Raw genomic sequence first — 23,280 nt, 5'->3', positions numbered from 1 at the left:
GTATCAGGCTGTGGAGCAGGCCCTTACGGGGCTCACCTTCTATTTCGCAGCCCCCCACGCACCCTGGCAGCGGGGCACCAACGAAAACACCAACGGCCTGTTGCGTGAGATGTTTCCTAAATACTCCGCCTTCTCTGCTTTCTCTGACGCCTTCCTGGACGACTTCGTCTTCCTCATGAATTTCAGACCCCGCAAATGCCTTGACTGGCGCGCTCCCTTTGAAATCTTCTTTGGCTCTTTGTTGCACTTGACTTGACAATTCGCAATTATCATTTTCTTGGCAGGTGCATGGACATTTTTTGAAATGGGTGAGCCGGAGTTTTTATTGTATGGCGGATGTTATCTCTTCATCGGCATTATTGCAATGTTGGTCCGTGCATTCGCACATAAAGAAAGAATCAGGTACCGGCCTGTCAAATAAAACGCAGTTATCTCATCAAAGCTCCACCTGTTTAAGGGGTGGAGCTTTGATGAGCATTTCGAGGAATGAATCGTCCGGTAAGCCGAAATCCGTCCAAAGGGGAAACGGGAGAAGTTTTGGAGTACCCAAGCCGCGCCAAATGTGGTAAACTGGTGGAAACAGTATCGTTGGAGGCGAGCGCATGGGTAAGTACATCCTGGCCCTGGACCAGGGCACCACCAGCTCCCGGGCCATTCTCTTTGACCGGAGTCAGAACATCGTGGGCGTGGCCCAGAAGGAGTTTCCCCAGCTCTACCCAAAGGAGGGGTGGGTGGAGCACGACCCCATGGAGATCTGGTCCTCCCAGTACGCCGTCATGATGGAGGTGCTGGCCAAGACCGGGGCGGCCCCGTCGGAGGTGGCCGCCATCGGCATCACCAACCAGCGGGAGACCACCATCCTCTGGGACAGGGCCACCGGAAGGCCCATCCACAACGCCATCGTCTGGCAGTGCCGCCGCACCGCTCCCCTGGTGGACCGGCTCCTGGCCGATGGCCTGGGGGATCACATCCGGGCGACCACCGGTCTGGTCCCCGACGCCTACTTCTCCGCCACCAAAATCCGCTGGCTCCTGGACCATGTGGAGGGCGCCCAGGAGCGGGCTGAGCGGGGAGAGATCCTCTTCGGCACGGTGGACACCTGGCTCCTCTGGAAGCTCACCGGCGGGGCGGTCCATGTCACCGACGTGACCAACGCCTCCCGGACCATGCTCTTCGACATCCGCCGCCTGGACTGGGACGACACGCTCCTCGCCGCCCTCAACATTCCCCGGGCCATGCTGCCGGAGGTCCGCTCCTCCAGTGAGGTCTACGGCTATGCCCAGCTGGGGGCGTCCAGGGTGCCCATCGCCGGCATCGCCGGGGACCAGCAGGCCGCGCTGTTCGGCCAGACCTGCTTCTCCCCCGGGGAGGCCAAAAACACCTATGGAACCGGCTGCTTCCTCCTCATGAACACCGGCGAGACCCCCTGCGCCAGCAGCAACGGTCTCATCACCACCATCGCCGTGGGGCTGGGCGGCAAGGTCCAGTACGCCCTGGAGGGCTCTGTCTTTGTGGGCGGCGCCGTCATCCAGTGGCTCCGGGACGAGCTGCGCTTCCTCACCGAGAGCCGGGACGCCGAGTACTATGCCCGGAAGGTGGACGACACCGGCGGGGTCTATCTGGTGCCCGCCTTCACCGGCCTGGGGGCCCCCTACTGGGACATGTACGCCCGTGGCTGTCTGGTGGGCCTCACCCGGGGCACCCGGCGGGAGCACATCATCCGGGCGGCCCAGGAGTCCATCGCCTATCAGGTCCGGGACCTGGCCGCCGCCATGGAAAAGGATACCGGCGTTCCCCTCCGCGCCCTCCGGGCAGACGGCGGGGCCAGCCGGGACGGCTTTTTGATGCAGTTCCAGGCCGACATCCTGGGCACCGACGTGGTCCGGCCCGTCGTCCGGGAGACCACTGCTCTGGGGGCCGCCTATCTGGCCGGTCTGGCCGTGGGAGTCTGGAAGGACCAGGAGGAGATCCGGGGCCTGTGGCAGAAGGACGTGACCTTTACCCCCGACATGGCCGCCGACCGCCGAGAACAGCTTTTGAAGGGCTGGCACCGGGCGGTGAAGCGCAGCCTGGACTGGGCCAGAGAGGACATGGAGGACCCGGCGGACGGCGAGACCGTCCGCTGAGCGGGAACACAAGGAGGACGGAAACATGAACAAACCTGTTTTGGTGGTGATGGCCGCCGGCATGGGCAGCCGGTATGGCGGCCTCAAGCAGCTCGACCCGGTGGGCGCCCACGGCGAGCTCATCATTGACTACTCCATCTATGACGCCCGGCGGGCCGGATTCGAGACGGTGGTCTTCGTCATCAAGCACGCCATTGAGGAGAGCTTCAAGGCCGGCATCGGTGACCGGCTGAGCAGGGTCATGGACGTGCGCTACGCCTACCAGGAGCTGGACGACCTGCCTGAGGGCTACACCGTCCCCCAGGACCGGGTAAAGCCCTGGGGCACCTGCCACGCCATCCTGGCCGCCCGCCATGTGGTGGACGGTCCCTTTGCCGTCATCAACTCCGACGACTATTACGGCCCTGAGGCGTTTCGGGAGATGTACGACTACCTCTCCACCCACGCAGACCGGCCCGGCTGCTATGAGTACGCCATGGTGGGCTATCACCTGGGCAATACTGTTACCGAGCACGGCCATGTGGCCCGGGGCGTGTGCGTGGAGACGACCGACCACTTCCTCCGGAGCGTCACCGAGCACACCCACATCGAAAAGGACGGGGAGAACGCCCGCTCCACCCGGGACGGCGGTCAGACCTGGGAGGAGCTGGCCGGGGACACCATCGTGTCCATGAACCTGTGGGGCTTCACCCCCAGCTTCCTGGCCGAGGCCGAGGCCCGCTTCCCCGCCTTCCTGGACCGGACCCTGGAGACCGACCCCATCAAGGGAGAATACTTCCTGCCCAGCGTGGTGAGCGCCCTCATCGGAGCGGGCAGGGCCCGGGTGAAGGTCCTGCGCAGCCGGGACCGCTGGTACGGGGTCACCTACCACGAGGACAAGCCGGTGGTGGTGGCCGCCATCGCCCGGATGACCCAAGAGGGGCTCTACCCCGCCGACCTGTGGGGCGAATAACGCAAAACCGGCGTGTGCAATGCACACGCCGGTTTTTTGCGCGTTGGATTCAGCCGCAGACGCCGTTCTTTACATGGACGATGAAGTCCTGGACGTTGGTGACGATGGTCTTCACCGTCAGGCTGCCCCGGTCCCGGAGCTTGTTGACGGCGAACTCGGAGATGTCCACCGAGTAGAAGTAAAGGGGGCGGACCACCCCGTCCACCACCCGGTAGCAAGGGGTCATGTTGCCGGTGGCCACGGTGTGGAGGGTGGAGGCCATACAGACGATGGTGGTGGCCTTCCGCACCAGCTCGCGCATGGCGTTCTGGCCCTCATACACATTGCCGTACACCTCCGGCAGGGGGCCGTCATCCCGGACGGAGCCCACCAGCACGAAGGGGACGTCCTTCTTCACGCACTCATAGATGATGCCGTCCTTCACAGCGCCGGACTCCACAAAGGCCCGGATGGAGCCCAGACGGCGGACGTCGTTGATGGTGTCGATGTGGTTGTAGTGGCCGTTGGGCTGGCTGCGCTGGGTGTAGATGTCCTGGCCCAGGGCGGTGCCCCGGCAGCCGGCCTCCAGGTCGTGGATGGCCAGGGCGTTGCCACCCAGCACCCCGTCCACAAAGCCCTCCCGCACCAGGGCGGCAAAGGCGGCCCGGGCGTCGGCGTCAAAGGTGCAGGCAGGCCCCATGACCCACAGGATGTTCCCGTGGTCCCGCTCGTGGCGGAGAAGCTCATACATGGCGTCATAGTCCATGGAATAGGCCGTCTCACGGCTGCGGCCCTGGCGGAAGGCAAAGGTCTCCCCCTCCGTCTCCCCGGCCCCGCCGAAGCCGCCGGTATGGACGTAGATCCCCTGGCTGCCGTCCTCGGTCCGGCCCACCGCCACCGGGTCCCCCGCCTTCACATTGCGGAACTCCACGATGGCAACCTCGCCGTTCCGGCAGATGGCCACACAGTCCATCCGGCTCTCCTGGGCCAGGACCCAGCGGCCCTCCAGACGGAAATACTCCGGGAACATGGTGGTGGCGTGGTAGCCCTCGGGCACCACCCCATCCTTCGGGGCGGGGACCAGCTTCACGTCAGGGGCATCCCCCAGGCCCAGGGCAGCGAAATCGGGGGCGTGGTAGACCGGCAGTACAAAGCTCATGCTCCAATCGCTCCTTCTCTATTCTATAATTTTTGTTTGGGTACGGACCGGCTCATTTCATTTCAGCAGGTCGGCCTCTTCCGGGTGGTCCTGGAACCAGGCCACGGCGTAAGAGCACACCGGGACCGCCTTTTTCCCCTGCTGACGGAAACGCTGGGCGGCAGCCGCCATCAGCTTGCCCGCCGCGCCCTGTCCCCGGAGCTCCGGGGAGACATAGGTGTGATCGATGGACATGGCCCCATCGGTGCGCTGGTGAAAGGTGACCTCCGCCGCCATGCCGCCGGACGCCCCCTTTGTGTAGATCCGCTCCGCCTCGTAGATAAATTCCATAGGATCTCCTTTCTGCGCCAGAAGCGCCCCTGTGGTATACGTATAATATACCACAGGGGCGCTTCTTTTCCCACCCCTTGTTTTAATTCTTTGCCACGGGGAAGGCCACCTCCACGGTGAAGAGGTCGGCGTCGGTCTCCACCCGCAGGTCGCCGCCGCAGGCGGCGGTAAAGCTGCTGGCGATGGCCAGACCCAGGCCGCTGCCGCCGTCGGTGCGGCTCCCGTCTCCCCGGACGAACCGGGCGGTGAAGTCCACCCCGGAGGGCAGCTCGTCCCGGGAGGTGTTTTTCACCGTGGCCGCCGCCCGGCCCTCCCGGACCTCCAGGCTGATGTAGACCCGGCTCCCGTCCATGGAGTAGCGCAGGGCGTTCTGGATCAGGTTCTGGAAGACCCGGTAGAGCCGATCCCCGTCGGCGGTGATCCACACCGGGCTGCCGGGCAGCGCCGTGCGGAAGGTGAGGCCGCTCTGGCCGATAGCCTCGTCCATGTCGGCCAGGGTCTGCTCCAGCAGCCGGGTGAGGTCCAGCCGCTCCAGCCTGAGGGGCAGCTCCCCGGAGGCCGCCTTGCTCACCTCAAAGACGTCCTGGACCATGACCTGGAGCCGCTTCGCCTTCTCGTTGAGGATGCGGACATAGTCCTTCACATGGGGCGGCAGGTCCTCCTCCTCCCCCAGCAGAGCGGCGTAGCTCACCACCGAGGTAAGGGGGGTCTTCAGGTCGTGGGAGACGTTGGCGATGAGCTCCACCTTCATCCGCTCGCTCTTCATCTGCTCGGCCACGGCGGAGCGCAGCCCCTCTCCCACCCTATTGAGGTCGTCCGCGGCGGCAGCCAGGTCGGAGTCCTCCGGCAGCTCTAGGGGGACCTCCGCTCCGCCGGAGCGGAGGGCGGAGAGCTTGCCCAGCAGGGAAACCAGATCCCGAAGGAGGACCCAGAACCGGTCCAGCAGCCAGGCCAGAGGGAGGAGGAGCAGCAGGGTAAGCAGCAGTCCGGCCAGCAGGCTCCCCGTCCAGGTGAGGCCGGTGCGCTGCCAGAAGAAGTTGCACAGCCACACAAAGGCCATCAGGGCCAACGCCGCCGTGCCCCCCGCCGCCACCGCCATCCGGGCCAGGAACCTCCGCCGGAGGGGCTGGGAGAGCTCCGCCCCCCGCAGGGCCCGCCACAGCCGCCCCGCGCCCCGGAATAAGAGGGCAAACAGGCCGTGCTGCCAGGGCTTTTCGTTGTACCGGAGGTAGCAGAAGACCAGATAGTAGTAGCCCAGGCACACTGCCGCCCCCAGCAGGAAGAGGAAGGGGCTCAGAGGCCACAGCCCGGAGTCCAGAAACAAGAGGGTCAGCAGGATCGTCCCGGCGGGCAGGGCCACGGCGGCCAGCACGATCCATTCAAACCAGACATGGGAGAGGACTCTGGCCGCCCGCTCCTGGTTCCGGCTCAGAACGCCGGCCCCCTCCCGCACCGCCGTCCCGCCCCGGTGGAAGACGCGGGCGCACAGGCTGTTTTTCCACACTTCTTTGTTGTGCCGCAGGTCGCACCCCGTCAGGTAGAGGAGGACGGGGTAGCAGACCAGCAGGATGCCCCCCACCACGGCGGCATAGCTGTTGAGCCCCCAGAAGAAGCCCACCATGACGAGCTGGAAAAAGAGGATGGCGGGCAGCAGGGTCCAGGCCAGCTTGACCTCGAACCACACCTTTGCCGTCCGGGCGGCGATGGCGGCCCTCGCCTCCCGCCGGGCCTTTCTCAGCGCGATGGACAGCACCAGGCACACCGCCGCCCCGGCCCAGACGGCAAAGAGACCCAGATAGCCGTACCGGACATAGGTGACCACCTGCCGGGCGCTCCAAACCGGCTCCCACCAGCCGTGGTCCACCGGGTGCTCCGACACGGCCAGATAGATGGTATAGCCGTCGTACTCCGACGAATCCCGGTTGCGGTAGCCCGGCACATCCCACTGGCTGTCCTTGGTATAGTAGCCGTCCCCATAGACGTCCAGCACCTCCCCGTCCTGGATAATCCTGACCAGTCCGTCCCGGAGGACCAGATAGAAGCCGTAGCCCTCCGGCGGCCCCTTGCGCAGGTCATGGCTGGTGTTGGTGTAGGCCACGACTTTCGGCCCAGTCCCCCGATAGAGCAGGTTGGTGTCCCACTCTGCCCCATCCCAGAGGTATCCGGGATTCTGGTCCGCCACGGCCATGTAGACGTCCTCCATCCAAAAGACCACCTGCCGCCGGAAATAATCTGTATCCTGATAGTCGCTCTGGAAGGCCACCTCCGGCCCCAGCTTCTGGGGGAGCAGCCCCCATACGGCGTACCAGGTCCCCACACATCCCGTCAGGGTGAGATAAAACCCCAAAAAGAGGACGATCACACTAACCCATTTTTTCCATTTTGTAGCCAATGCCCCACACCACCTTCAAGTATTCCGGCTTTCTCGGATTGAGTTCGATCTTCTCCCGGATGCGGCGGATGTGGACCATCACCGTGTTCTCGGGGGCGTAGCACTCACCCTCCCACACCCGGCGGTAGATCTCCTCCGCCGGAAAGATGCGGCCCAGGTTCCGCATGAGCAGATCCACGATCCTCGTCTCGGTGGCGGTGAGCTTCACCGGCTCGCCGTCGGCCTTCAGGCTCATGCCCTCGGGGTCGTAGGTGAGGCGGCCGTTGACGACCACATCCAGCCGTCCCTCGGCGTGGACATCCCCCAGGCTGGTGTACCGCCGCAGCTGACTGCGGACCCGGGCCACCAGCTCCGGCGGGCTGAAGGGCTTGGTCACATAGTCGTCCGCCCCCACCGAGAGGCCCAGGATCTTGTCGGTCTCCTCGCTGCGGGCGGAGAGGACGATGATGGGGAGGTTCCGCTTCTCCCGGATGCGCAGCACCGCCGAGAGCCCGTCCAGCCGGGGCATCATCACGTCCATGATGATGAGCCGGATGGCCGGGTCCAGGGCCAGGTCCAGAGCCTCCATGCCGTTGTAAGCCCGGAGGACCTGATAGCCCTCCCGCTCCAGCAGGATGGCAATGGCCCCCACGATTTCCCTGTCGTCGTCCACCACTAAGATCCGCTCGTCCATCGTTTCGAACTCCTTCCTGATGTCTCCAGCATAGCAGAAGACTCTTACAGCCCCACCGGGCAATTCTTACAATTCTCTAACGGCCATTCCATGCGGCCTTCAGACGCCGGAAGGCCAGCCGGATGTCCTCGGCCTCCAGCCGGGCATAGCCCATGATGAGGGTGGGGGGCAGGTCCTCCGGGGGCGGGGTCAGCCAGCTGGCCGACAGAGGGTAGACCGCCACGCCCTCCGCCGCCGCCCGCTCCACCAGCTCGGCCTCCCCCATGCCGTTTTCCAGGGTGAGGAGCATGTGGAGCCCGGCGTCCGCCCCGGAGAGCCGGGCGGGCAGGCCCAGCTCCTTCACGCAGGCGGTGAGGGCCTCCTTCCGCCCCCGGTACTCCACCCGCATTCGGGCGATGTGCCGCTCAAAGTGCCCTCCCTCCAGAAACCGGGCCAGGGCATACTGCTCGAAGGAGGGCACGGTGGAGGAGTAGAGCAGGAACTCCCGCCGGTACCGCTCTGCCAGGTGGGGGGGCAGCACCATGTAGCCGATGCGGAGGGAGGGGGCCAGACTTTTGGCGAAGGTATTGAGATAGACCACCCGCTCCCCGGCATCCAGGCTCTGGAGGGCGGGGATGGGCCGGCCGGAGAAGCGAAACTCGCTGTCGTAGTCGTCCTCGATGATGTACCGTCCCTCCCCCGCCGCCGCCCAGGCCAGGAGCTCCCGCCGCCGTCCCACCGGCATGACGGTGCCCAGAGGAAAGTGGTGGGAGGGGGTCACATGGACCACTCGGGCCCCCGACCAGGTGAGGGCGTCCACCCGCAGCCCCTGTTCGTCCAGGGGGATGGGGCAGATGAGGGCTCCCTGCCGGGAAAGGATGGCCCCGAATTTCCGATAGCCCGGGTCCTCCACGGCGTAGCCACCCTCCCGCCCCAGGAGCTGAAAGAGGATGCCTGTGAGGTACTCCGACCCGGCCCCCACCACCACCTGGTCCGGGTGGGCGTCGATGCCCCGGAAGGCCCGGAGGTGGTCCACGATGGCGGAGCGGAGGGCGGGCACCCCCTGGGGATGGATGGCGGAGAGAAGCCCGCTGTCCTCCCGGCTCAGGACCTGCCGCATGAGCTTGGCCCAGGTGGCGAAGGGAAACCGGACGGCGTCCACGGCGTTGGTGGCAAAGTCATACCGGGGCGCAGCTCCGACAGCAGGGGGGGCCTCCGCCCGCCGGACCGGCGGCTCCGCCAGCCCTTCCGCCGGCTCCAGGTCGGATACGAAAAAGCCCCGCTTGGGCTCGGAGCGCAGGTAGCCCTCGGCCAGGAGCTGACCGTAGGCCCCCTCCACCGTCACCACGCTCACCTTCAGATGGGCGGAGAGGGCCCGCTTGGAGGGGAGCTTCTCCCCGGCGGGGAGGGCCCCCGACTCGATGTCCCGCCGGATCTGGCGGTAGAGCTGTTCATAAAGAGGGGTACTCAGGCTCGGGTCCAGCACCGGCGTAATCATCTTGTCCCCTCCTCTTCCCTGTTGACGCTCCTCTGTGACGACAAGACCACCGGCCCCGTCCGCCACTCCACGCCCCCAGGCCAGGGCCGGGCGAAGCACAGGCCGTAGAGGTCGGTACACCGGGCCTCCCGCCGGAACAGGGCCAGGGCTTCCGGGGGCAGGGTCCTGGCATGGGCCGGCTTGGTGACGACGGGGACCCTGGCCCTCTTTCTCATCTCCCGTAGCACCTCCCGTCCCCGTTCAGTAAAGCCCAGTACCCTGAGATAGGGGAGCTCCGCCGGCCGGTCCTCCGCCCGCAGCCCCAGCATGGCCCAGGCCGTCAGCCGCCGCACCCGGGCGTGGGCGTACCGCTTGCTCTTTGCAAGGGCGTAGACCTCCTCCAGGCTCCCGGCCTGCTGCCCCGCAGCCAGCAGCCGGGCCGCCAGGCCCTCCCCGCTGTCGGGCAGGGTCTCTGCCTCTGCCAGGGGCATGGTCCGCAGCCGGGCCAGGGCCCACCGCTCGCACCACTCCATGGAGGCCACGTCCCCCTGCCACCCCTCGGTGAGATAGTCCTCCGCCCGGGAAATCTTGCCCTGCCGGAGCCAGCACCGGAGGGTGGAGGCCGACGCAAAGCCCCCCTCGGGCGCTCCGTCGTGGCGGGCGCCCACCCGTTGGACCGTCATGGCCCCCAGCTCCGGCGGCAGGGCCCGCAGGTACTCCACACCCAGGTTGTCGTTGGGGTGCTCCAGGCAGGCGGCCCCTGCTGCCCCCAGAAGCGCCTCCAGGGCGCGGTGGCGGCAGGCGGCAAAGGGCAGCCCCTGGTCCAAAAAGGCCCGGAGGGCGGACCGGTAGTCCTCCGAGTCCAGGCAGGCCGCCGCCCGTCTGAGCCCCTCCAGGTCCCCCGACTCACTGCCAAAGGACAGGGTGTCCACCACCCCTGTGGCCGCCAGCACCCCCACGCCCCCCCGGGCAAAGGTCTCCGCCGAGGCGCAGGCCCAGGGGGTGGGCAGCTCCAGGATGAGATCGGCCCCGCCCCGCAGGGCCATGGCCGCCCGGGTCCACTTGTCGGTGAGGGCGCACTCCCCCCGCTGGACCCAATGTCCGCTCATGGCGCATACCACCGCCGTATCTCCCCCCAGGCGCCGCCTGGTTTCGTCAATTTGCCAGGCGTGTCCGCGGTGAAAGGGATTATATTCAGCAATGATGCCCGCAACGTTCATTGGTACTACCTCCAACGGGAAAGTTTTTGACTTTTTCTCAAAGAATGGGTTGTTCTTTTCTGTGGAATGGGCTACAATTATACTGTCATTTTAGCGGAACACGCGCAGATGCGCAAGGTCCGCCAAGTATAATCATTCATCATCAAAAAAAGGAGCGGGATCACAACATGAAAGTTCTCGTCATCAACGCCGGAAGTTCTTCTCTGAAATATCAGCTGATGGACCCCCAGACTCAGGAGGTCCTGGCCAAGGGCCTGTGCGAGCGCATCGGCATCGACGGCCGTCTGACCCACAAGGTCCCCGCCACTGACGGCAAATACACCTTCGAGATCCCCATGCCCACCCACGCCGAGGCCATCCAGGCTGTGCTGGACGCCCTGACCAACGCCGAGCACGGCGTCATCAAGAGCATGTCTGAGATCGACGCTGTGGGCCACCGCGTGGTGCACGGCGGCGAGAAGTTCGCCTCCTCCGTCCTCATCGACGACGCCGTCATGGCCGCCATTGAGGAGTGCATCCCTCTGGCTCCTCTCCACAATCCCGCCAACATCACCGGCATCAGGGCCTGCCAGAAGGTCATGCCCGGCGTGCCCATGGTGGCCGTGTTCGACACCGCCTTCCACCAGACCATGCCCGCCCGCGCCTTCATCTACGCCATCCCCTACGAGTACTATGAGCAGGACCACGTCCGCCGCTACGGCTTCCACGGCACCTCTCACCTGTACGTCTCCCGCCGGGCCGCCGAGATGCTGGGCCGCCCCATTGAGGAGCTGAAGATCGTCACCTGCCACCTGGGCAACGGTTCCTCTGTCTGCGCCGTGGACGGCGGCAAGTCCGTCGAGACCTCCATGGGCTTCACCCCCCTGGACGGTCTGCCCATGGGCACCCGCTGCGGCGCTATCGATGTGTCCATCATCGAGTACCTCATGGACACCCATCACCTGACCATTGAGGAGGTCATGAACATCCTCAATAAGAAGTCCGGCGTGCTGGGCGTCTCCGGCGTGTCCTCCGACTTCCGCGACATTGAGAACGCCGCCGCCGAGGGCAATTCTCATGCTCAGCTGGCTCTGGACATGTTCTGCTACAAGACCACCAAGCGCATCGCCTCCGCCGCTGCCGCCATGGGCGGCGTGGACGCCGTGGTCTTCACCGCCGGCGTGGGTGAGAACTCCGCCGAGCTGCGCGAGCAGATCGTCGCCAGCCTGGGCTTCATGGGCATCCAGATCGACCCCGAGAAGAACAAGGTCCGCGGCGAGGAGCGGGACATCTCCGCCGCCGGTGCCAAGGTCCACACCCTCCTCATCCCCACCAACGAGGAGCTGGTCATCGCTCAGGATACCGCCGCCATCGTCGGCAAGTAATTTTTTCCCCGCTCAGCCAGTGGGCCTCCGCTTTTGCGGAGGCCCACTTTTTCATTCTCTGGCATGAGGGCTATTTTGCATCATACTTCCCCTCCCCGCCGGGCATGATTTTTACCATCCTGCCGAAATCGGGCTGCCGGAACATGACGTTTCAATTTTTCCTTGCAATCTTTACTTAGGTGAAGTATAATACATTCCAAATTCCGGTGCTCCTCCCGGACAGGCAGGTGTTCGCCGGATACGCGATCAAATCAGGCGGGTCTCCCCGTCAAAATAAAGGGGTTTGGGAAAATGGAATTCAAGAATGAATATTTGCAGAGCGTATACGACGCAGCGGCAAAGAAAGACCCCGACCAGCCGGAGTTCCTCCAGGCCGTGGGCGAGGTGCTGGAATCCCTCCAGCCTGTGGTAGAAAAGCGCCCCGACCTCCAGAAGGCGGGCATTTTCCAGCGCCTGGTGGAGCCTGAGCGGGTCATCCAGTTCCGGGTGTCCTGGGTGGACGACGCCGGCAATGTGCAGGTCAACCGCGCCTTCCGGGTGCAGTTCAACTCCGCCATCGGCCCCTATAAGGGAGGGCTGCGCTTCCACCCCAGCGTGAACCTGTCCATCATCAAGTTCCTGGGCTTTGAGCAGATCTTCAAGAACGCCCTCACCGGTCTGCCCATGGGCGGCGGCAAGGGCGGCTGCGACTTTGACCCCAAGGGCAGGTCTGACGGCGAGATCATGCGCTTCTGCCAGTCCTTCATGACCGAGCTCTACCGCCACATCGGCCAGTTCACCGACGTGCCAGCCGGCGATATCGGCGTGGGCGCCCGGGAGATCGGCTTCCTGTACGGCCAGTACAAGCGCCTGCGCAACGAGTTCACCGGCGTGCTCACCGGCAAGGGCCTCACCTACGGCGGCTCCCTGGCCCGCACCGAGGCCACCGGCTACGGGCTGTGCTACTTCACCGACGAGATGCTCAGGGCCAACGGCAGGAGCTTCGAGGGGCAGCGGGTCATCATCTCCGGCTCCGGCAACGTGGCCACCTATGCCAACCAGAAGGCGACCCAGCTGGGCGGTAAGGTCATCGCCATGAGCGATTCCAACGGCTATATCGTGGATGAAAACGGCATTGACTACAAGCTCATCAAGGAGATCAAGGAGGTCAAGCGGGCCCGGATCAAGACCTACCTGGACTATGTCCCCACCGCCAGGTATGTGGAGGGCTGCGCCGGCATCTGGACCGTCCCCTGTGACATCGCCCTCCCCTGCGCCACCCAGAATGAGCTGGACGGCGCCTCCGCCCAGGCTCTGGTGAAAAACGGCTGCTTCGCCGTGGCCGAGGGGGCCAACATGCCCTCCACCCCCGAGGCCATCGCCATTTTCCAGGCCAACGGCGTCCTCTTTGGGCCCGCCAAGGCCGCCAACGCCGGCGGCGTGGCCACCTCCGGCCTGGAGATGAGCCAGAACTCCCTCCGCCTGAGCTGGACCTTTGACGAGGTGGACGAAAAGCTCCACGGCATCATGACCAATATCTACCACAATGCCGCCCAGGCCGCCGAGGAGTACGGCATGCCCGGCAACCTGGTCGCCGGCGCCAACATCGCCGGCTTCCTCAAGGTGGCGGAGGCCATGCTGTGGCAAGGTGTGAGCTACTGAGCATATCCGCCACTTGGGCCCCGGCCACGCCGGGGCGGCGCGGTAAGCGCCGTACAAGGGTGTTGGTCCAGCGGACCAGCACCCTTGCCGCAGGGCGAATTCACTTCGCCCGAGGATGTGAGATCAGTCGGGGTCCCCAAAACGCCCCGCATTTTGGGGCGTGGAGGCCATGCTGTGGCAGGGTGTGAGCTACTGAGCGCAGAAAATACGCTTTCGGATCGGTCCGGCGCTCTAGACAGAGCGCCGGACTTTTTCCCATTTTTGTCTCCACACCAGGAAAGTATGGAGTTTGACCTGGTTTTATGGTAGACTCTAGGGCAGGTGATACGAATATGATACGAATTTCCAACCTGTCCCTGCCCCTGGACGGGGACCTCTCCCTTCTGCGGAAGAAGGCCGCCAGACGGCTGGGGCTCCGCCCCGACGACTTGGCCGCCGTCACGCCGGTGCGGCAGTCCATTGACGCCCGGAAAAAGCAGGACGTCCACTATGTCTATACCGTGGATGTGGACGCCCCGGACGAGGTTGCCCTGGTCCGGCGCGCCAACGACCGGAACGTGACCCTCCACACCCCCCAACCCTACCGCTTCCCCACCCCCAGCCACATCCCCGAATGCAGGCCGGTGGTGGTCGGTATGGGCCCCGCCGGGCTTTTCGCCGCCCTTTTCCTGGCCCGGGCGGGCATCCCCTCCGTGGTGCTGGAGCGGGGTCAGGATGTGGATACCCGCACCGCTGACGTGGAGAAATTCTGGTCCGCCGGCACCCTGGACCCCACCTCCAACGTCCAGTTCGGCGAGGGAGGGGCCGGCACCTTCTCCGACGGAAAGCTCACCACCGGCACCCATGACCCCCGGCTCTCCGCCGTTCTGGACGTGCTGGTGGAGCACGGCGCGCCGGAGGATGTGCGCTATTCCCACAAGCCCCATGTGGGCACCGACGTGCTCAGGACGGTGGTCAAGTCCATCCGCATGGAGCTCCAGGCCCTGGGCTGCGACGTCCGCTTCGGGCATTGCCTGGAGCAGCTCCAGACCGAGGGCGAGGCGGTGCGCAGTCTCACCGTCCGGGGCCCCGAAGGCCCCTACGATCTTCCCTGCCGGACCCTGGTCCTGGCCCCGGGACACTCCGCCCGGGACACCTTCGCCATGCTCCACGCCCTGGGCGTCCCCATGGAACAAAAGGCTTTCGCCATCGGCGTACGGATTGAGCATGCTCAGTCCGCCCTCTCCGAGGCCCAATACGGCCCTGCCTGGCGGCGGCTCCCCCCCTCCGACTACAAGCTGGCCTGTCACTTGCCCGGCGGACGCTCCGTCTTCTCCTTCTGCGTCTGTCCCGGCGGTCAGGTGGTGGCCGCCGCCTCCGCCCCCGGTCAGGTGGTCACCAACGGTATGAGCTATCGGGACCGCGCCGGATCCAACATCAACGGCGGGCTGCTGGTGGGTGTGGGGCCCGAGGACTTCCCCGGCGCCGATCCCCTGGCCGGGGTCCGCTTCCAGGAGACCTGGGAGCGCGCCGCCTGGGATCTGGGGGCCGCCGGCGGCCTCCCCTTCTCCGCCCCCGCGCAGCTGGTGGGGGACCTGCTCTCCCGCCGCCCCTCCGCCGGCCCTGGCGCCCTCTCCCCCACCTATCGCCCCGGCGTGACCTGGACCGCGCTGGATCCCTGCCTGCCCCCCTATGTGATCGAGGGCCTCCGAGAGGCCCTGCCCCTGCTGGACCGGAAGGTCCGTGGCTTCGCCTGCCCTGACGCCGTGCTCACCGGCGTGGAGACCCGTTCCTCCTCTCCGGTGCGCATCCTGCGCGGGGCAGACGGCATGTCCGCGCTGCGGGGACTCTATCCCTGCGGCGAGGGCGCGGGCTACGCCGGCGGCATCATGTCGGCTGCCGCCGACGGCATCCGCACCGCAGAGCAGATCGCTCTGTCCGCCCTGCCATAAACCACAAAATGTTGTATAATACCGCGATAAATAGACTATTTTTCTATTTATCACGGCATTTTATACGACATTTTTCGTCAGCTTACTGCTTTTCCCCCGTTGGTGTGCTAGACTGGATTCCTCAAATTCCGGAAAAGAAAAGAGGGGTATCCATGTCCAGAAAAAGCATTGAGCGCAATATCTCCTTTGACAGTGTCCGTCAGCTCTACTACGTCAACATGGACTACGGCCTGGTGGAGGGCGGGCGGCGCGTCCGTACCTACCAAACCTTTACCAGCCTGTCCCTGGCCCGGAAGGCCCTCCGTCAGTTTGAGACGGAGCGTTCCCTTTCCCGCCAAGTGGCGCCCCGGCCCATGACCCTGGACCAGTGGCTGAACTACTGGATGGAGGAGGTGGTCAAGCCCAACCGGGCGGAGACCACGGTCTACGGCTACAACAAGATCATTGACAACCATCTCTCCCCCGCCCTGGGAGACATCACCCTGCAAAAGCTCTCCCCCCAGGACATTCAGAAATACTACACCATGCTCATGCGGGAGAAGGGGCTCTCCCCCAACACCGTGCGCCGCCACCACGACCTGCTCTCCTCCGCGCTGCGCATGGCGGTCCGGCAGGACGTGCTGGCCCGCTGCCCCACGGACCGGGTAGAGCCGCCCCGGGTGATCCCCTTTGAGGCCAAGTTCTACGGGCCGGAGGACCTGCGGCGGCTGTGCCTGCTCTCCGAGGGCACCCGTCTGGAGGTAGTGGTCAAGCTGGCCGCCGGTCTGGGACTGCGCCGGGAGGAGATCTGCGGTCTGCGCTGGCCCAACGTGGACTTCACCCAGCGGGTGGTGCGGATCAAGGAGGCCAGGACCGCCGCCGGCGGCTCCATCGTCCAGAAGACCACCAAGACCCGCTCCTCCACCCGGACCCTCTACCTCTCCGACAGCCTCTACCAACTGCTGCTGCGGGAGCAGCAGCGCCAGCAGCAGGAGTGCATCCTCTCTGGCCGGGACTGGGACGGCGCCGGCATGGTATTGCTGGACCGACACGGAGAGCCCTATCCGCCCAACGCGGTGAGCCTGGCCTTTACCCGATTCATCCGCCGCAACAACATGCCAAAGATCACCCTCCACGGCCTGCGGCACACCTTTGCCACCGTGGCCTCCGCCCAAGGGGCCCCCCTCTTTGACATCGGCAAGGCCCTGGGCCACTCCACGCCCTCCACCACTGGGCGGATCTACACCCACCTCCTGGACCAGACCCACGCCCGTATTCTGGATCAGGTGGCCGCCGTGATGAAGTGACTCGACAGGGGGACAGCTGGGCCACCATGATGACAGAAAGGGGCGTATACCGTGCTGGAACTCAACCACATGGAACAGTACCGGGAGGGGAACCACCTAGAGGCCAAACAGCATAGAAGGGAGGGCGCAATGTTCCTGCGCAGCTATGAGCACCGGGACTGTCCCATCCTGGCGCAGCTCTTTTACGAAACGGTCCACACTGTGAATGGCCGGGATTACGCCCCGGAACAGCTGGACGCCTGGGCCACAGGGACGGTGGACCTGGACGCCTGGGACGTCTCCCTCTCCGCCCACCACACCCTGGTGGCCGAGGAGGGCGGCATCATCGTCGGCTTTGCCGACATGGCCGTCGACGGCTATCTGGACCGGCTCTACGTCCACAAGGACCGCCAGGGCCGGGGCATCGCCACCGCCCTGTGCGATGCCCTGGAGGGGGCTTCCGGCGCCGCACGCTTCACCACCCACGCCTCCCTCACCGCCCGGGGCTTCTTTGCGGGACGGGGTTACCGGGTGGTCCGGGAGCAGCAGGTGGAGCGGGGCGGCGTGCTTCTGACCAATTTTGTCATGGAAAAGGTAAACTAAAAAACCAGAGGTCCCGCCGCGGCGGGACCTCTGGTTTTCGGTTTTGTTTACAGGCTTACAGGTTGGCGTCCAGGGTCTTGGTGTAGACGTCGGCGGGCTGGACCCCCACCTTCCGGTCGATCTCCTTGCCGTCCTTGAAGAAGATGACGGTGGGGATGCTCATGACGCCGTACTTGGCGGCCAGGCCGGGGTTGGCATCCACGTCCACCTTGGCAATGACGGCCTTATCCTCATACTTTCCGCCGATGCTGTCAATGACGGGAGCCAGCATCTTGCAGGGGCCGCACCAGGTGGCCCAGAAATCTACCATAGCCACAGAGGAAGCGGGGATCTTGGCGTTAAACTCGGACTCGTTGAGATGCAGAACAGACATGATTCATTCTCCTTTTATCAAAAAATATTGGTATTTATCTCAGCTGTTGGACAGTTGGTCCACATATTCGGCGGCGGCCTGACCCGCCACCAGGCCCTCGCCCACCGCCTTGGAGAGCTGGAGGGGAAGTCCGGTGCAGTCCCCGGCGGCAAACACGCCGGGCAGGTTGGTCCTCATGTGGCGGTCAACCGTGATGTAACCGTCCTCCAGGGCCAGGTCGGGGAGCAGGTCTGTGGGGGGAAAGGCGCTGCGGAGGAGGAAGATACACTGGGCGGGGAGCTCTCTGTCGCCGATGCGCAGGGTGGTCGCCAGGTCTTCGCCCAGGATCTCCAGCCTTCCGGTCTGCTGCACCCAGGTGATGGCGGGGACCAGTCCCTCCGGCTGTTTGGCGGAGACATAGGTCACCTGGCAGCCGATGCCCTGGAGGAAATTGGCCTCCTCCGGTGCGTCAGGAGCCAAGCCCACCACCACCACCGGCCTGCCCCGGTAGAGCATACCGTCACAGGTGGCGCAATAGCTCACGCCTCGGCCCAGGTATTGCTCCTCTCCCGGCAGCTTCTTCCCCCGGGCCACCCCGGTGGTCAGGACCACGGCGCGGGCAGTCTCCATGTCGCTGCCGATGCTCAGATAGCTTGTGCCTTCCATCTGCATGATATTCAGCACCCGGCCGGTGCGGAGGTCCACCTCCATGGTCTCGGCGTGGCGGCGGTAAGCCTCCATCAGCTCAGGGCCGGTCATACCCGGCATCCCCAGGTAATTGTCCACCCGCTCGGCCCGGTAGAGGGGGCTCTCCCGGTAGTCGTTTCCAACTACCAGCACCGATTTGCCTCGGGCCCGGGCGTTGATGGCCGCGCTGAGCCCAGCCGGGCCGCTGCCGATCACAGCGATATCATAGGGCATCTGTCATCCCTCCTCGCGTCCGGCGCAGGGACAGTTATAGTCCTCCGCCTCGTCTCCGAACAGGGCCGCCACCACGGCGGCGGCCTGAGGGTCGGCCACCTCATAATACATTTCATTTCCGGAGCGCTGACACTTCACCACACCGGCTGCCTTCAAACGCATCAGATGCTGGGAAATGGTGGACTGGCTCTGGCCCGTCCCCTCCTCCATGCACCGCACATTCCGGCAGCCGCCCACCAGCAGCCCCCGCACGATCTGGAGCCGCAGCGGGTGGGAGAGGGCCTTGAGCAGCTCCGTCTTTTCCTGATACGGCGCCTTGCCGTTCTCCATGGTCCTCACCTCATTCGCTTGTTCTAATATTATTATATTCAAATATTCTAATTTGTCAACCTCTTTTTTCTCTTTCGGCGCACTTTATTTTTCGACAGAAGAAGGTCCCGTCTCTTTCCCAAAAGATACCCTCTTTTTCTCCGAAATCCATTGCTTTTTTCCCGGTCAGAGGGTAAAATATAAAATTGCATGAAAAATGAAGGAGTGACAAAACCATGACCGAGGAACACAAGTCCACTGCCGGAGCCGAACTCCCCGTGATGGCCCAGAATTTCATCCATGATTTTATTGACGAGGACCTGGGGCAGGGTGGGCAGTTCCAAGGCATGACCGTCCACACCCGTTTCCCCCCGGAGCCCAACGGCTACCTGCACATCGGCCACGCCAAGGCCATCTTCATCGACTTCGGCACCGCCGAGAAATACGGCGGTCTGTGCAACCTGCGCATGGACGACACCAATCCCACCAAGGAGGACGTGGAGTACGTGGAGGCCATCCAGGAGGACATCCACTGGCTGGGCTACGACTGGGGTGACCGGTTCTTCTACGCCTCCGACTACTTTGAAAAGATGTATGAGTACGCCGTGGAGCTCATCAAGAAAGGGCTGGCCTATGTCTGTGAGCTCACCCCCGAGGAGTTCAAGGCATACCGCGGCGACGTGAATACCCCCGCCCGCTCCCCCTGGCGGGACCGGCCTGTGGAGGAGTCCCTGGACCTCTTCGCCCGGATGCGGGCCGGGGAGTTCCCCAACGGCAAGTACACCCTCCGGGCCAGGATCGACCTGGAGAGCGGCAACTTCAACATGCGGGACCCGGTGATCTACCGCATCAACCACATGCACCACCACCGTCAGGGCGACAAGTGGTGCATCTACCCCATGTACGACTTTGCCCACCCCATTGAGGACGCCCTGGAGGGGATCACCCACTCCCTGTGCTCCCTGGAGTTTGAGGACCACCGCCCCCTCTACGACTGGGTCATCGCCAACTGCCCCGTCCCCTCCAAACCCCGGCAGATCGAGTTTGCCCGTCTGGGCATCAACTATACCGTCATGAGCAAGCGCAAGCTCCGCCAGCTGGTGGAGGAGGGCCGGGTCTCCGGCTGGGACGATCCCCGGATGCCCACCCTGTGCGGCCTGCGCCGCCGGGGCTATACCCCCCGCTCCATCCACAATTTCTCCGAGCGCAACGGCGTGAGCAAGGCTTCCTCCACTGTGGAGTTCGCCTTCCTGGAGCACTGTTTGCGGGAGGACCTCAACGAGACCGCCCAGCGCCGGATGGCGGTCCTCCGCCCGGTAAAGCTGGTCATCACCAACTATCCGGAGGGTCAGAGCGAGACCTTCGAGGTGGAGAACAACCCCAGCCGGCCTGAGGACGGCACCCGGACCGTCACCTTCTCCCGGGAGGTCTACATCGAGGCCGAAGACTTTCTCCCTGAGCCCGTGCCCAAGTACAAGCGCCTCTTCCCCAACGGCCCGGAGTGCCGCCTGAAAGGCGCCTATGTCATCAAGTGCGTGGGCTATGAGACCGACGAGAACGGAAACGTCACCGAGATCGCCGCCGAGTATGACCCGGAGAGCCGGGGCGGCAACCCCGCCGACGGACGGAAGATCAAGGGCGCCACCATCCATTGGGTGGATGCCGCTACCGCCGTGGACGCCGAGATCCGGCTCTATGACAACCTCTTCTCTGACGCCGACCCCGACGCCGGCGATAAAAACTTCCTGGACTGCCTGAACCCGGACTCCCTGGAGGTCCTGACCGACGCCAAGGTGGAGGCCGGTCTGGCCGACGCGGCGGCCCCCGCCTCCTTCCAGTTCCTGCGCCAGGGCTATTTCTGCGTGGATAACAAGGACTCTGCCCCCGGCCACCTGGTCTTCAACCGCTCTGTGAGCCTGAAGGATTCTTTCAAATTTTAAGCGGCAGAACGCGGCGGACGGTCTCCCACCGCCCGCCGCGTTCCGATTCCCGCCATTGGAGGTCATAAAAGATGAAGCAGTATCTCTTCCGCAACGACTACTCCTTCGGCGCCCATCCCAAGGTCCTGGCCGCCCTGGCCGAGACCAATCTGGAGGGCAATATCGGCTACGGCGACGACGCCTACTGTGACCGGGCCAAGGCTCTGATCCGGGACCTGTGCCAGTGTCCCCAGGCCGAGGTCCAGTTCCTCATCGGCGGCACTCAGACCAATTTCACCGCCCTCGCCGCCTTCCTGCGGCCCTGGGAGGGGATCATCGCCGCCGATTCCTCCCACATCAACGGCCACGAGGTGGGCGCTGTGGAGGCCACCGGCCACAAGATCCTCCAGATCCAGGCCGACACCGACGGCAAGATCACCCCGGCCCAGATCGCCCCCATCCTGGAGCGGCACAAGGACGTACATCTGGTCAAGCCCCGTCTGGTGGAGATCGCCGACGCCACGGAGAGCGGCATGGTCTACACCAAGGCCGAGCTCACCGCCCTCTCCGAGTACTGCCGGGCAAACGACCTGCTCCTCTTCCTGGACGGCGCCCGGCTGGGCTCCGCCCTGACCTCCCCCAAAAATGACCTGACCCTCCCCGACCTGGCCCGGCTCACCGACGCCTTCTACATCGGCGGCACAAAGAACGGCGCTCTCATGGGCGAGGCCCTGGTCATCACCAACCCCGCCCTCCAGCCCGACTTCTTCCGCATCAAGAAGCAGCTGGGCGCCGTCCTGGCCAAGGGCTGGCTGCTGGGCGTGCAGTTCGAGGCCCTGCTGAAAGACGGCCTCTATTTTGAGATGGCCCGCCACGCCAACGCCATGGCCGCCCGGCTCCAGGCCGGCCTGAAGTCCCTGGGCTGGACCCTCTGGGTGGACTCCCCCACCAATCAGGTCTTTGCCGTGGTGGATGACGCCGTCAAGGCCAAACTGGACACTCTGTGCGCCTATGAGGACTGGTGCCCCGCCCAGGAGCCCGGACACACCGTTATCCGCTTCGTCACCTGCTTCGCCACCGAGCCCGAGGACGTGGACGGCTTTCTGGACGCCCTGCGGTGACCGGCAGAGCAGACCATATGATGTGAGCTTCCATACATACAGACGCAAAACCGCGCTCCGGCCCAAAAGGCCGGAGCGCGGTTTTTTACCCTTCTTCCTGGTCGGCAGGCTTTTTTCCCTTCACCGGAGCGTCGGAAAGGCGGACACACTGGAGGAGCAGCCACAGGGCGCACAGGGCCGCCGCCGCCAGGACCATCGCCCAGGATGCCTGGCCTACCGGCTGGTAGATATCTCCCATTCCCACCTGGTAGGGGATCAGCGACTGGGAAATGGGAGACCAGGCCATCTTGTAGACCCGCAGGCCCACCATCCCCCAGCACAGGGCGGTCATGACCCACACCGCCGGGAGCCACCGCCGATATCCCCTGCGCAGCAAAGGCAAGGACGCAGCAACAGCCAGGAGGATCAGCCACCAGAGGTAGAAAAAAGTGGACAGATCCCCATAAAATATCTCCGGCAGGTTTGGAAGCTCAAATAGGAGCCAGAAGGCCGCCGCCAGCCAGGGTACCAGCCCCGGCAGAAGCCGCCGTATGGGGGGCCGCACCAGCGTGGGCCGGATCTGAGCACCCGCCCCTTCCCGCCAGCGGAGGGGGCGTCCGCTGCTCCACTGGTAAGCGAATCTCTGGATCACCACCGTCAGACCGGCGGCCACCGCCAGAATGACCAGTACCATCAGCAGGACCCAGTCCCCCATTTTATCCATCAGAAGTCTCCCGATGGCATCCTCCAGCATGGTCTGATTGGCCCCAAAGAGTGCCAGCGCCACCGCCATCGTGACCGCCTTGGCCGCAAAGGTAAGGTTCACCGCAAAGCACATCAGCGCGTTGGAGAGCTGGAACCAGCGGCTCTGGTAGGCGTAGTACTTTTGCAGATAGACGCCGTAGGCCATACACCCCAGGTAGGCGCACCAGCACAGCGCCATGGGCATAAAGAGGTCCAGCAGATAGAAGAGGACGCCGCCGCCCAGGGCGAAGGCAAAGGACAGCAGGCTCTGCCAGTCGGCCCGGCTCAGAGCCCGGATGGGCCTTTCCCCGTCCAGCAGATCATCCACCGTCACCCCCAAGGCCCGGGCCAGGGGGACCAGCAGGGGGATGTCGGGGTAGCCCCCTTCACTCTCCCAGCGGGAGACTGTTTTGTTGCTCACCCCCAGCAGGTCGGCCAGCTCCTGCTGGGTCAGGTTCTTGTCCCGGCGATAGCGTTTCAGCCGCTCCGAAAAGGTCTGTTCCATTTTTGTCTTGCCTCCTATTACAATAAATTTGGACAGGAAAGCCGGGCAGCCAGTCCGGCTTTCCCTCCATCTCGAGCCTAAGCTACAATAAGGGGAGCAACTGGCTGACCCTTGCCTCCTTGGGCTTTTATGTCCGTGGGAAAGACTGTTAGCCATCCGCTTGTTGCAGCGTTCGATTTGAGCAGGTTGAGCCACCGGATACCGGAGAGTTCGTGTCACCCAATAGATTGAATCGGCAGCGAGAAAATATGGATTTCCGTTTGCAGATTCTTTGTATTGGAGGAATGTGAATGAACTGCGTTGGCATCGATGTTTCCAAAGGCAAGAGCATGATTGCAG

The 23,280-nt window shown here is 64.5% G+C and carries 20 protein-coding genes; 10 read left to right on the top strand and 10 right to left on the bottom strand.

Features of this window, described 5'->3' with window-relative positions; genetic code table 11:
* From Q0Y09_RS08340 to Q0Y09_RS08330, 3 genes are all read left to right on the top strand, one after another.
* Positions 1-256: transposase (locus Q0Y09_RS08340; RefSeq protein WP_367184377.1), on the top strand; the 256-nt coding region annotated here is incomplete at its 5' end.
* Positions 257-602: 346 nt separating this feature from the next.
* Positions 603-2,126: a glycerol kinase GlpK gene (gene glpK / locus Q0Y09_RS08335; RefSeq protein WP_297720307.1), complete on the top strand. Its 1,524-nt coding sequence runs from the start codon at positions 603-605 to the stop codon at positions 2,124-2,126.
* A gap of 25 nt (positions 2,127-2,151) precedes the next feature.
* Complete coding sequence (locus Q0Y09_RS08330; RefSeq protein ID WP_297720305.1) at positions 2,152-3,078, top strand: NTP transferase domain-containing protein; 927 nt, start codon at positions 2,152-2,154, stop codon at positions 3,076-3,078.
* A gap of 49 nt (positions 3,079-3,127) precedes the next feature.
* Here Q0Y09_RS08330 and Q0Y09_RS08325 read toward each other — a convergent pair whose 3' ends face one another.
* The 6 genes from Q0Y09_RS08325 to Q0Y09_RS08300 form a co-directional block, all read right to left on the bottom strand.
* Complete coding sequence (locus Q0Y09_RS08325; protein WP_297720302.1) at positions 3,128-4,216, bottom strand: hypothetical protein; 1,089 nt, start codon at positions 4,214-4,216, stop codon at positions 3,128-3,130.
* 57 nt (positions 4,217-4,273) lie between these two features.
* Complete coding sequence (locus Q0Y09_RS08320; protein ID WP_297720299.1) at positions 4,274-4,546, bottom strand: GNAT family N-acetyltransferase; 273 nt, start codon at positions 4,544-4,546, stop codon at positions 4,274-4,276.
* An 82-nt stretch (positions 4,547-4,628) separates the two neighbouring features.
* Entirely contained in the window at positions 4,629-6,938 is a 2,310-nt protein-coding gene (locus Q0Y09_RS08315) for a HAMP domain-containing sensor histidine kinase (RefSeq protein WP_297720296.1), read from the bottom strand.
* Positions 6,910-7,611 (bottom strand): response regulator transcription factor, encoded by a 702-nt coding sequence (locus Q0Y09_RS08310; RefSeq protein WP_297720294.1) that lies wholly within the window; start codon positions 7,609-7,611, stop codon positions 6,910-6,912. Before Q0Y09_RS08310 ends, Q0Y09_RS08315 begins: the two co-directional genes overlap by 29 nt.
* A gap of 76 nt (positions 7,612-7,687) precedes the next feature.
* The gene (locus tag Q0Y09_RS08305; protein ID WP_297720291.1) at positions 7,688-9,088 is read right to left on the bottom strand and encodes a PLP-dependent aminotransferase family protein; all 1,401 of its coding nucleotides are present in this window, start codon (positions 9,086-9,088) and stop codon (positions 7,688-7,690) included.
* Positions 9,085-10,287, bottom strand: coding sequence for a nucleotidyltransferase family protein (locus tag Q0Y09_RS08300; RefSeq protein ID WP_297720288.1), 1,203 nt, complete (start codon positions 10,285-10,287; stop codon positions 9,085-9,087). The genes Q0Y09_RS08305 and Q0Y09_RS08300 overlap by 4 nt, the downstream gene beginning before the upstream one ends.
* A 167-nt stretch (positions 10,288-10,454) precedes the next feature.
* Here Q0Y09_RS08300 and Q0Y09_RS08295 point away from each other — a divergent pair, with 167 nt between their 5' ends.
* The 5 genes from Q0Y09_RS08295 (at position 10,455) to Q0Y09_RS08275 (ending at position 17,091) form a co-directional block, all read left to right on the top strand.
* On the top strand, positions 10,455-11,651 hold the full coding sequence (locus Q0Y09_RS08295; protein ID WP_297720285.1) for an acetate/propionate family kinase: 1,197 nt from the start codon (positions 10,455-10,457) through the stop codon (positions 11,649-11,651).
* 291 nt (positions 11,652-11,942) lie between these two features.
* Positions 11,943-13,292 (top strand): NADP-specific glutamate dehydrogenase, encoded by a 1,350-nt coding sequence (gdhA, locus tag Q0Y09_RS08290; RefSeq protein WP_297720282.1) that lies wholly within the window; start codon positions 11,943-11,945, stop codon positions 13,290-13,292.
* Positions 13,293-13,624: 332 nt separating this feature from the next.
* Positions 13,625-15,223, top strand: coding sequence for an NAD(P)/FAD-dependent oxidoreductase (locus Q0Y09_RS08285; RefSeq protein ID WP_297720278.1), 1,599 nt, complete (start codon positions 13,625-13,627; stop codon positions 15,221-15,223).
* Between the two features lie 152 nt (positions 15,224-15,375).
* Positions 15,376-16,509, top strand: coding sequence for a tyrosine-type recombinase/integrase (locus tag Q0Y09_RS08280; RefSeq protein WP_297720275.1), 1,134 nt, complete (start codon positions 15,376-15,378; stop codon positions 16,507-16,509).
* Between the two features lie 129 nt (positions 16,510-16,638).
* Positions 16,639-17,091, top strand: a complete 453-nt coding sequence (locus Q0Y09_RS08275; protein WP_297720310.1) for a GNAT family N-acetyltransferase — start codon at positions 16,639-16,641, stop codon at positions 17,089-17,091.
* Between the two features lie 55 nt (positions 17,092-17,146).
* Here Q0Y09_RS08275 and trxA read toward each other — a convergent pair whose 3' ends face one another.
* Genes trxA through Q0Y09_RS08260 form a run of 3 tightly spaced genes read right to left on the bottom strand, consistent with a single transcriptional unit; the run spans position 17,147 to position 18,694 of the window.
* Positions 17,147-17,464: a thioredoxin gene (gene trxA / locus Q0Y09_RS08270; RefSeq protein ID WP_297720272.1), complete on the bottom strand. Its 318-nt coding sequence runs from the start codon at positions 17,462-17,464 to the stop codon at positions 17,147-17,149.
* Between the two features lie 39 nt (positions 17,465-17,503).
* Positions 17,504-18,364: an FAD-dependent oxidoreductase gene (locus tag Q0Y09_RS08265; protein ID WP_297720269.1), complete on the bottom strand. Its 861-nt coding sequence runs from the start codon at positions 18,362-18,364 to the stop codon at positions 17,504-17,506.
* Positions 18,365-18,367: 3 nt separating this feature from the next.
* A complete protein-coding gene (locus tag Q0Y09_RS08260; RefSeq protein ID WP_297720266.1) occupies positions 18,368-18,694 on the bottom strand; it encodes a helix-turn-helix transcriptional regulator in 327 nt (108 codons plus the stop codon).
* A 215-nt stretch (positions 18,695-18,909) separates the two neighbouring features.
* On the opposite strand from Q0Y09_RS08260, the gene Q0Y09_RS08255 reads away from it, so the two are divergent.
* A complete protein-coding gene (locus tag Q0Y09_RS08255) occupies positions 18,910-20,613 on the top strand; it encodes a glutamine--tRNA ligase/YqeY domain fusion protein (RefSeq protein WP_297720263.1) in 1,704 nt (567 codons plus the stop codon).
* Between the two features lie 71 nt (positions 20,614-20,684).
* Positions 20,685-21,713 (top strand): aminotransferase class I/II-fold pyridoxal phosphate-dependent enzyme, encoded by a 1,029-nt coding sequence (locus tag Q0Y09_RS08250; protein WP_297720259.1) that lies wholly within the window; start codon positions 20,685-20,687, stop codon positions 21,711-21,713.
* An 85-nt stretch (positions 21,714-21,798) separates the two neighbouring features.
* On the opposite strand, the gene Q0Y09_RS08245 is transcribed toward Q0Y09_RS08250, so the two are convergent.
* A complete protein-coding gene (locus Q0Y09_RS08245) occupies positions 21,799-22,941 on the bottom strand; it encodes a helix-turn-helix transcriptional regulator (protein WP_297720257.1) in 1,143 nt (380 codons plus the stop codon).
* Positions 22,942-23,280: the final 339 nt, after the last annotated feature.

It is taken from the genome of Intestinimonas sp. (assembly GCF_026169115.1).
Taxonomy (GTDB): Bacteria; Bacillota; Clostridia; order Oscillospirales; family Oscillospiraceae; genus Intestinimonas.
Note: the sequence above shows the minus strand (reverse complement) of the source record. Positions and strands in the feature narration are given on the sequence as shown.